The 7,997-nt window shown below is 68.0% G+C and carries 8 protein-coding genes and 2 pseudogenes; 6 read left to right on the forward strand and 4 right to left on the reverse strand.

The window, feature by feature from the left end; genetic code table 11:
• The first annotated feature begins 604 nt into the window (after positions 1-604).
• The 4 genes from ACFWW8_RS37645 (at position 605) to ACFWW8_RS37660 (ending at position 4,731) form a co-directional block, all read left to right on the forward strand.
• The gene (locus ACFWW8_RS37645) at positions 605-1,189 is read left to right on the forward strand and encodes a TetR/AcrR family transcriptional regulator (protein WP_386537213.1); all 585 of its coding nucleotides are present in this window, start codon (positions 605-607) and stop codon (positions 1,187-1,189) included.
• 46 nt (positions 1,190-1,235) lie between these two features.
• On the forward strand, positions 1,236-1,907 hold the full coding sequence (locus ACFWW8_RS37650; RefSeq protein WP_386537216.1) for an enoyl-CoA hydratase-related protein: 672 nt from the start codon (positions 1,236-1,238) through the stop codon (positions 1,905-1,907).
• An 82-nt stretch (positions 1,908-1,989) separates the two neighbouring features.
• On the forward strand, positions 1,990-4,230 hold the full coding sequence (locus tag ACFWW8_RS37655) for a molybdopterin-dependent oxidoreductase (protein ID WP_386537218.1): 2,241 nt from the start codon (positions 1,990-1,992) through the stop codon (positions 4,228-4,230).
• Between the two features lie 57 nt (positions 4,231-4,287).
• The gene (locus tag ACFWW8_RS37660; RefSeq protein WP_386537220.1) at positions 4,288-4,731 is read left to right on the forward strand and encodes a PaaI family thioesterase; all 444 of its coding nucleotides are present in this window, start codon (positions 4,288-4,290) and stop codon (positions 4,729-4,731) included.
• Between the two features lie 20 nt (positions 4,732-4,751).
• Here ACFWW8_RS37660 and ACFWW8_RS37665 read toward each other — a convergent pair whose 3' ends face one another.
• The 4 genes and pseudogenes from ACFWW8_RS37665 to ACFWW8_RS37680 form a co-directional block, all read right to left on the reverse strand.
• Entirely contained in the window at positions 4,752-5,186 is a 435-nt protein-coding gene (locus ACFWW8_RS37665) for a hypothetical protein (RefSeq protein ID WP_386537223.1), read from the reverse strand.
• Positions 5,170-5,859, reverse strand: coding sequence for a hypothetical protein (locus ACFWW8_RS37670; RefSeq protein ID WP_386537225.1), 690 nt, complete (start codon positions 5,857-5,859; stop codon positions 5,170-5,172). Before ACFWW8_RS37670 ends, ACFWW8_RS37665 begins: the two co-directional genes overlap by 17 nt.
• A gap of 202 nt (positions 5,860-6,061) precedes the next feature.
• Positions 6,062-6,304, reverse strand: a pseudogene (locus tag ACFWW8_RS37675) (DUF6192 family protein).
• A gap of 77 nt (positions 6,305-6,381) precedes the next feature.
• A complete protein-coding gene (locus ACFWW8_RS37680; RefSeq protein ID WP_386537228.1) occupies positions 6,382-6,648 on the reverse strand; it encodes a hypothetical protein in 267 nt (88 codons plus the stop codon).
• A 707-nt stretch (positions 6,649-7,355) separates the two neighbouring features.
• Between ACFWW8_RS37680 and ACFWW8_RS37685 the strand changes: the two genes are divergently transcribed.
• Positions 7,356-7,787 (forward strand): hypothetical protein, encoded by a 432-nt coding sequence (locus tag ACFWW8_RS37685; protein WP_386537231.1) that lies wholly within the window; start codon positions 7,356-7,358, stop codon positions 7,785-7,787.
• A 100-nt stretch (positions 7,788-7,887) separates the two neighbouring features.
• Positions 7,888-7,997 (forward strand): annotated as a pseudogene (locus ACFWW8_RS37690) (IS5/IS1182 family transposase); the annotation flags it as partial.

Below are 7,997 nucleotides of genomic sequence, written 5' to 3' on the forward strand. Positions count from 1 at the left end.
ACCAGGCCCGCGCATCCCCCACCAGATCACTCACACACCGTCAACGAGCCTGAACCCAAAGCGTTTCGGATCAATAGGTGCAGCGGCCGGTCCGCCGCGGAAAGTAGTGACATGTCGAACGGCAGTGCCCTGTTGGCTTCGCATGAGGACCTCCCTATGGGCGGTGATGCCGGTGGTGACCAGCTGCGTCGGATCGGCAAGGAGGTGGAGAACCGCGGGGTGGAGGTGCGATGGGCGCGGACGGTCGATCGCTGGCCGTGTGTTCAATGCGGCACGCGCCTACAACGATTCCGTCCTGTCGCCCCACGCACTCCGGCGGCGTGGCTTCCTCGAAGTACGTCGTCGGCTGGGCGTTCCTCGACTACTTCTCTGCCCAGTACAGCGTGTTGAGCTGAGCGGTTCCAGAAACACGGCCATCGGTGACCCATGCCTTGGCCGAGCGGCACCTACCGGTGTGGCTGCAACGAGTGCTGGAACTCCTCTTGCATGTTCTATGACAGACAACATAAGTTACCGACAGGTAGCCCATCCGTTCGCGGAGGCCACGTCATCGTCGGGAGGTGCAGGGCAGGTGAGTCCGCGCAGGAGTAAAAGCCGTGACCGGATGATCCTCAGCGCCGCCGCGCTGCTGCGTGAGTACGGGGCGAGCGCGACCAGCATCGACCGGGTCCTCGCCCACAGCGGAGCCCCCCGGGGCTCGGTGTATCACCACTTCCCCGGCGGGCGGGCGCAGCTCATCGACGAGGCGGTGGCGTTGGCGGGGGACTTCATCGCGGGCCTGATCGATGCCGCCATACAGGCGGACGATCCGGTGAAGGCTGTCGACGCGTTCTTCGTGCTGTGGCGCCACCGACTCGTGGAGAGCGGGTTCAGAGTCGGATGCCCCATCGTGGCGGTGGCCGTCGAGACCAATGACGACGCACCCCAGCTCGCCCGCTCTGCCGCTGCCGTCTTTGCTCGCTGGCAGGAAGCCCTCGCAGGACTCCTCGTCCAGCACGGGTTGACCGAGGAGCGCAGCCGCCGGCTCGGCGCCTTCATCATCGCCGCGGTCGAAGGCGCGGTGATCATGTGCCGGGCCGAGCAGAGCACCGCCCCGATCGAGGCAGCCGCCGCCGAGATCCACGACCTACTCCTCTACGCCCTGCGTGACCGCCCGGGCGCTGGATCCGGGCCCCGGCCCGAGGCGTAGCTCGCAGACCTTGACCCACGTCAGATCAGTAACGAAGGAGTTCGCTATGCCCTCGCTCGACCGCCACGACAATGTCCTCGTCCTCGACCTCGGGGACGGAGAGAACCGCTTCCACCCCGACTGGCTCACCGCCGTCGGCGCCGCGCTCGACGAGGTGGAAAGGGCGGAAGGCCCTCGCGCCCTGGTCACCGCCGCTACCGGCAAGTTCTACTCGAACGGGCTCGACCTGGACTGGCTGTTCGCCCACGCGGACCAGCACCAGGACTACGTCGTATCCGTCCACGAGCTGTTCGCGCGGATGCTGTCGCTGCCGGTCATCACGGTGGCCGCCCTGCAGGGGCACACCTTCGCCGCCGGCGCGATGTTCTCCCTCGCCCACGACTTCCGGGTGATGCGCGCCGACCGCGGCTACTGGTGTCTGCCCGAAGCCGACATCAACATCCCCTTCACCCCCGGCATGGCTGCCCTCATCCAGTCCCGGCTAGCCCCGCAGACCGCGCACACGGCCATGCTCACGGCCCACCGCTACGGCGGCACCGACGCCGCGGCCGTCGGTATCGTCGACCAGGCCGTCGCCGAGGATGTCGTGCGCTCCACCGCGATCGAGATCGCCCAGGCACAGGTGAACAAGGCCGGGGACACCCTGGGCACCATCAAGGCCCGGATGTACGCCCCGGCCCTGACCACCCTGCGCGACACCACCAGCCCGCTCGGCTGACCAGCACGTCCCCGCGTCCCCGGATGCATACCTTGAGGGCGCGGGCCGCCCCAGCTGCCTACCGCATATGGAGACAGGGCCCATGATCACCGACACCGCCTGGCACAAGAGCGCCTGCATCCTGTGCGAGAACAACTGCGGCATCCAGATCCAGACCGATGGCCGCCGCTTCACCAAGATCCGCGGCGACAAGGACCATGTCGCCACCGCCGGCTACACGTGCAACAAGGCCCTGCGCCTGGACTACTACCAAAACGGCGGCGCCCGCCTCATCACGCCCCTGCGCCGGGAGGCGGACGGCAGTTTCACCCCCATCGACTGGGACACCGCCGTCCGCGAGATCGCTGCCCGGCTGAGAGCCGTGCGCGACACCCACGGCGGGGAATCGATCTTCTATTACGGCGGCGGCGGACAGGGCAACCACCTCGGTGGCGCCTACAGCGGCGCCCTGCTGCGCGCTCTTGGTGCCCGCTATCGCTCCAACCCTCTCGCCCAGGAGAAGACCGGCGAGGGATTCGTCGACGCCCATCTCACCGGTGGTCACACCACCGGCGACTTCACCCGCGCTGAAGTCTCGCTCTTCCTCGGCAAGAACCCCTGGCAGTCCCACGGCGTTCCGCGCGCCCGCACCGTGCTCAAGGACATCGCCAAAAACCCCGCCCGCACGATGATCGTCGTCGACCCGGTCCGCACCGAGACGGCCGACCTCGCCGACATCCACCTGCAGGTCAAGCCAGGCACCGACGCCTGGTGCCTGGCCGGTCTCCTCGGCGTCCTGGTCCAGGAAGACCTCCTCGACCACGCCTTCCTCACCGCCCGCACCACCGGCGCCAGCGCCGTAATGGCCCAGCTGAAGGCAGTGGACGTCGCCCGCTGCGCGCGGACCTGCGGCGTGGACGAGGACCTGCTGCGACAGGCGGCCCGCGTCATCGGCACCGCCTCAAGCGTCTCGACGTACGAGGACCTGGGCGTCCAGCAGGGCCCCAACAGCACGCTGGTGTCCTATCTCAACAAGCTGACCTGGCTGCTCACCGGGAACTTCGCCAAACCCGGTGCCATGCAGCCGCACTCGTGGATCGCCCCGCTGGCCCGCTACTCCACCAGCCCGCGCCGCACCCCCGTCACCGGCGCGCGGATGCCCGGCGGCCTGGTTCCCTGCAACGTCATCGCCGAGGAGATCCTCACCGACCATCCCGACCGGTTCCGGGCGATGATCATCGAGTCGTCCAACCCGGCGCATTCCCTGGCCGACTCCGCCGCGTTCGCCCGGGCGCTCGCCGCGCTCGACCTGGTCGTCGTCATCGACATCGCCCTGACCGAGACCGGCCGGCAGGCCGACTACGTCCTTCCCGCCGCCTCCCAGTTCGAGAAGTGGGAAGCGACGTTCTTCACCTTCGAGTTCCCCCACAACACCTTCCACCTCCGCGCCCCGGTCCTCGACCCGCTGCCCGGCACCCTGCCCGAACCCGAGATCTACGCCCGCCTCGTCCGCGAACTGGACGCCGTCCCCCGCGGCAGGCTCACCGCGCTGCGAATGGCGGCCCGCCTGGGCCGCACCCCGTACAAGCTCACCTTCGCCGCCCTGGCCGTCGTCGACAGGTCCACCGTCGCCATGGCCCCGCACCTGCTGTACGAGACCCTCGGTCCCACCCTCCCCGACGGGGCCCGCCCCGCCTCCGTGCTGTGGGCGCTGGCGCAGCGCATTGCCAAGAAGTACCCGGCCGCGATGCGCCGAGCCGGACACCGAAGCGCCGACGCCCTGTTCGACGCGATGCTGGAGGGCCGGTCCGGGATCACGTTCACCGAGGACGAGTATGCCGACGCCTGGGACTACGTCCCCCATCCCGGCCACCGCATCCCGCTGCCCATCGCCGAACTCCTCGGCCTCCTCGCCGACCTGGACTCCACCCCGGCCGTCCACACCACCGAGGAGTTCCCCATCGTCCTGGCCGCCGGCCAGCGCCGGGCCTTCACCGCGAACACGATCTTCCGCGACAACACCTGGCGCAAGCGCGACGCCCAGGGCACACTGCGCGTCAGTCCCCACGACGCCGAACAGCTCGGCCTGCTCGACGGCGCCCCCGCACGAATCACCACGAGCCGCGGCACGGCTCAGGCACTCGTCGAGATCGACGACCGCCTGCAACCCGGCCACGCAGCCCTGCCCAACGGTTTCGGCCTCGACCTGCCCACCCAGGACGGCGGCACCGAACGCACCGGCGTCGCCCTGAACACCCTCACCGACCTCACCTGGCGCGACCCCATCGCCGGAACCCCCTGGCACAAGCACGTCCCCGCCCGCATCGAGCCCCTTCCCGCCTGACGAACACGCCGCCTCCCCGGCGGCGGCACCACCAGCACCCTGCAAGGAGAACGCCCTGTGACCACCACCGACTTCGCTGCTATGACCGGCCTGGAACTGATGCGCTGGGTACAGACCGAACGGCCCACCGACATCCCCTCCATCGGCCGCCTGCTCGGCATGCGCTTCGACGAGGTTGACCACGGCCGCATCGTCATCTCACTCGACACCCGACCCGACTTCGCCAACCCCCTCGGCACTGTCCACGGCGGCATCGCTGCCACCCTCCTCGATTCCGCCATGGGCTGCGCCGTCCACACCACCCTCCCCGCCGGAACCGGCTACACCACCCTCGAACTCAAGGTCAACTACATCCGCGCCGCCCGCATCGACGGCCAGACCCTCACCGCCACCGGCACCGTCATCCACGCCGGCCGCCGCACCTACATCGCCGAAAGCAAGGTGCTCGACGACCAGGGCAAGCTCGTCGCCCATGCCACCACCACCTGCATGATCCTTTAGGTCACACGTTGAGGTCGGCTTTACCTGCCAGGAGGGTTACGTTCCCCGTGGACCATCGGCAGCTGAGGTTGCGGGGGCAGCGCGTGGACGATGACAGCGCGCTGCCCGAGCTGCTGGCGCAGGAGCTGGTTCTCGACGGTGGCCTGGTGCAGGGGCGCCGACGAGAGCGCGTCGATGTCAGCCTTATGCTGGGCAATCTTGTCGGCGTCCGCAGCGCGCAACTCTTTGAGCCGCCGGATCTGCCATGCAACCGCCGTTCGGCGTCCGGTTGTCTGCCCGCGGGCGCGGTCCTCGTCGTAGAACTCGTTCTTTAGGTCCGTATGACGATGGGTGAGTGCATTGCGGGGAACCTGAGCCTCGGCCGCGAGCGCGGCGTTCGAGTGCTCGGACGTGCCGCCCAGGATGCGGTCCAGCGGTGCGTATACGCGATCGCGCTCATCAAGGGCTGGACTCATGCGGGCGGCTCCTGCAGATGATTTCGGTCCTGATCATGGCGGTTGGACAGCTCCGCAGTTGGCCGGCGCGCCGAACCAGCCGGTCGGCAAGCGGTCCGGACAATGCCTCGAACGCAGCCTGCTTCTCCAGGGCCCGGACGTGTTGCCGGAGCTGCTCGGCACGGCGGGGGGTGCGTGCAAACTTTGCGCACGACGGCTGGCATCGGTCCAGCCGAGGGGCGTCAGCGGCATCGAGCCGGTGACACAGCGCCCGGTCCCGGTTGTAGAGACACATCAGGAAGGACCGCGGGTTGTCGTAGATGGTCAGGGCGGGGTTGCCCAGAATGTCGCAGGCCCGGTGGTGGGTGCGGATCGATCCGGCGAACGTCGGGACCTGAGCGGCGACGTGGATCGACGCCGCGCGGCGGGCCCGGAGATTCCTGCCGCGTGATGAAATCGTCGTGGAGGGCGGGAAGGGTGTAGGCGGTGGCCCGAGCGGTCTCGTATCGAGGAGTTCGCGGATGCCGTCGCGGCCGCGGGTCGCGTAGCCGGCGCCCGTCGCGGTGCGGAGGTGCCCACACTGGACGGCCAGCGCCACCAGGCTGCCGGAGCAGCGGGCGATGTGCCAGGCCAGCGTCCATCGGAACCGGGCGGTGCCGATCGCTCCGTGCGGGTCTCGTGGGGGCGGGCCCACGCGGTGAAGTCCTCGATGCGGTGGCGCATCGTGTACTTCACCGACCCCGACCACCTCACGCGCCGGCTACGACACGGCCTCCGCCAGATCCGATACCGCGGCGACATCATCGACGGATGCCTCACCGCAACCGGCCTCACACTCACGACACCACGCTTACAACCTCAGTAGTTCCTGGGCCACCCTCACCCGGTCGGCCGGATCAATCTGGGTAGCGGCCCGCGGACTTGCGCAGCAGCCCGGCCGCGACCTTGCCGGCGACCTCATCGTCACGGGTGAGGTCGGTGACGGTCTGGACCTTCTCCTCGACGCTGACGGGGCGGTCGACGCGTTGCTCGACCAGGCGTTTCGCTCTATCGGTGGTTCACCCACGCCAGCCAGACCGGTTGAACGGAGAATCCTCTGTCGGAGCCCACCGCTCGTTCTGATCGCTGATAGAGGCCATGATGCGCTGAACGCTGAACGCGACGCCATCCTTGCGCTTGCCTTCCAGCTAGCGGGAGGCGACCCACCGCCAGTCCGTCACCGTCGGGGCAGCGACCCGATGTCGTCGATGAACAGAGCCGGCCATCTCCCGACGGTGAACAGGTCATCGGTGCCGTTGGGCATCCATCCGCCCGCCGGCCTCATCGGCTCGACCGCCAACGCCTGCTCCCCCAGGGCGAACCGGGCCCGCGCGACCAGCTCGCGGGCCTCGGTCACGATCTGCTCGTAACGCAACCTGGTGATGTTCCCGACTCGTTCCGGCATCGACTTCCACCACCCCTCGCCCAGGACAGGACTAGCCACCAGACGGTGTCTCACAGTGAGTCCAGCCACGCCCGAACCAGAATGGCGCGGCCGTGACCGACGGCGACAGAGGCAGACCAGGGACGCGCGAGGCGTCCACCAGGGCGGGGTTCACCACTTCTGTAACAGAACACAAACCCCCGCCCTGCGGCGGTTGGCCAGCCACCGGGAGGCCGCCCACCGGGCCGACATCAGCGTGCTGAACTGCAGACTGATGTCTTCGGTCAGTCGCGTCAACGACGTCTCCACCGATCACTCGGGGTCCACCTGCCGCGGGCCGCCGCGCTCGCGCATCGGCTCGATCTCCAGAACGCGGTGTCCGCGTGTTTTTTGCTGTTCGACCACGTCCCGCAGCTCGGTTGCGATCTGGGTCGTAGCGGAAGAGGGCCACTCCCCCGAAGCTGTCGATCTCCGCTGGCACTGCGGTACCACCACCGAACACGGGCAGACGCGACCTGCCTGTACTGTGCCGCAAATGTTTCCACGTGTCTTCCGGTGCGGATGGCGAGATAGGGGCGCGATTCACAGGCCGGGATCATCACGCAGTTTCGGCAAGTTCAATCGGGGTCGGCCCGGTGGAGCACTGATAGGTCAGGCGCGCGCAACACCGGCACATCGAGCAGTGATTACTCTTTCGCTTAGACGGCTCGGACCCAAAAATATCCACAGGGAAGAATTTTGGGATATCCCCGACTGGAAGGCAAATCATGAGCATACTGCGCGCCGCGCGAAGCAAATTCCTCATGCCGGTCGGAGCGGCGGCGATTATGGCACTTGCTTCTCCCCTGGCAGGAGCAGCGCACGCAGCCGGGCCCACCTGCACGTACAACGCACTTGTCTCTTCCAGCGCACCGGGGCTGACCGCCACAGTCTGCATCGAGCGGTCCGGCCAGTACGCGCGAGGCTCCGTGTGGGTACAGAATTCCGGGAAGACCGCGGTGTACGTCAAGGCCGACGCTCACACCGACGACGGCGGCAGCAACGGCGTCACCGAGGGATGGGTATCGCCAGGGACGACGCTGTACGACGTCGGCAACTGGGTGGCGGACTTCGACGCCGCCGCCGAGCGGGGCCATGCCATGATCGACTACTACACCGGAAGCTGGGGTTGGACCGTGATCGACTCTCCTCTTGGATAGTGCACGGACGATAGGAGCACCGAGGGGCGTGCCGACCGCTTCCCGCCCGTTCCGGTTTCTAAGACCGTGTCCTATGTGGCGAGGCGTCGTTGAAGTCGGTATGGGGCGGGGTACTTGGAGTTGGATTGTTCCGGACGGGTTGTGGGAGATCGCGGAGCCGTTGATCCCACCGTCAAAGGTGCGGTCGCAGGGCGGCGGGACGCAGGACAC

Origin of the sequence: Streptomyces sp. NPDC058701, from assembly GCF_042715295.1 — a bacterium.
In the GTDB taxonomy this organism is placed as follows: Bacteria; Actinomycetota; Actinomycetes; order Streptomycetales; family Streptomycetaceae; genus Streptomyces.

Excerpts from the sequence above, each read along its gene's own strand:
- ACFWW8_RS37645 (WP_386537213.1), top strand. The coding sequence starts at position 605 with ATGATCCTCAGCGCCGCCGCGCTGCTGCGTGAGTACGGGGCGAGCGCG.
- ACFWW8_RS37650 (WP_386537216.1), top strand. The coding sequence starts at position 1,236 with ATGCCCTCGCTCGACCGCCACGACAATGTCCTCGTCCTCGACCTCGGG.
- ACFWW8_RS37655 (WP_386537218.1), top strand. The coding sequence starts at position 1,990 with ATGATCACCGACACCGCCTGGCACAAGAGCGCCTGCATCCTGTGCGAG.
- ACFWW8_RS37665 (WP_386537223.1), bottom strand. The coding sequence starts at position 5,186 with ATGAGTCCAGCCCTTGATGAGCGCGATCGCGTATACGCACCGCTGGAC.
- ACFWW8_RS37685 (WP_386537231.1), top strand. The coding sequence starts at position 7,356 with ATGAGCATACTGCGCGCCGCGCGAAGCAAATTCCTCATGCCGGTCGGA.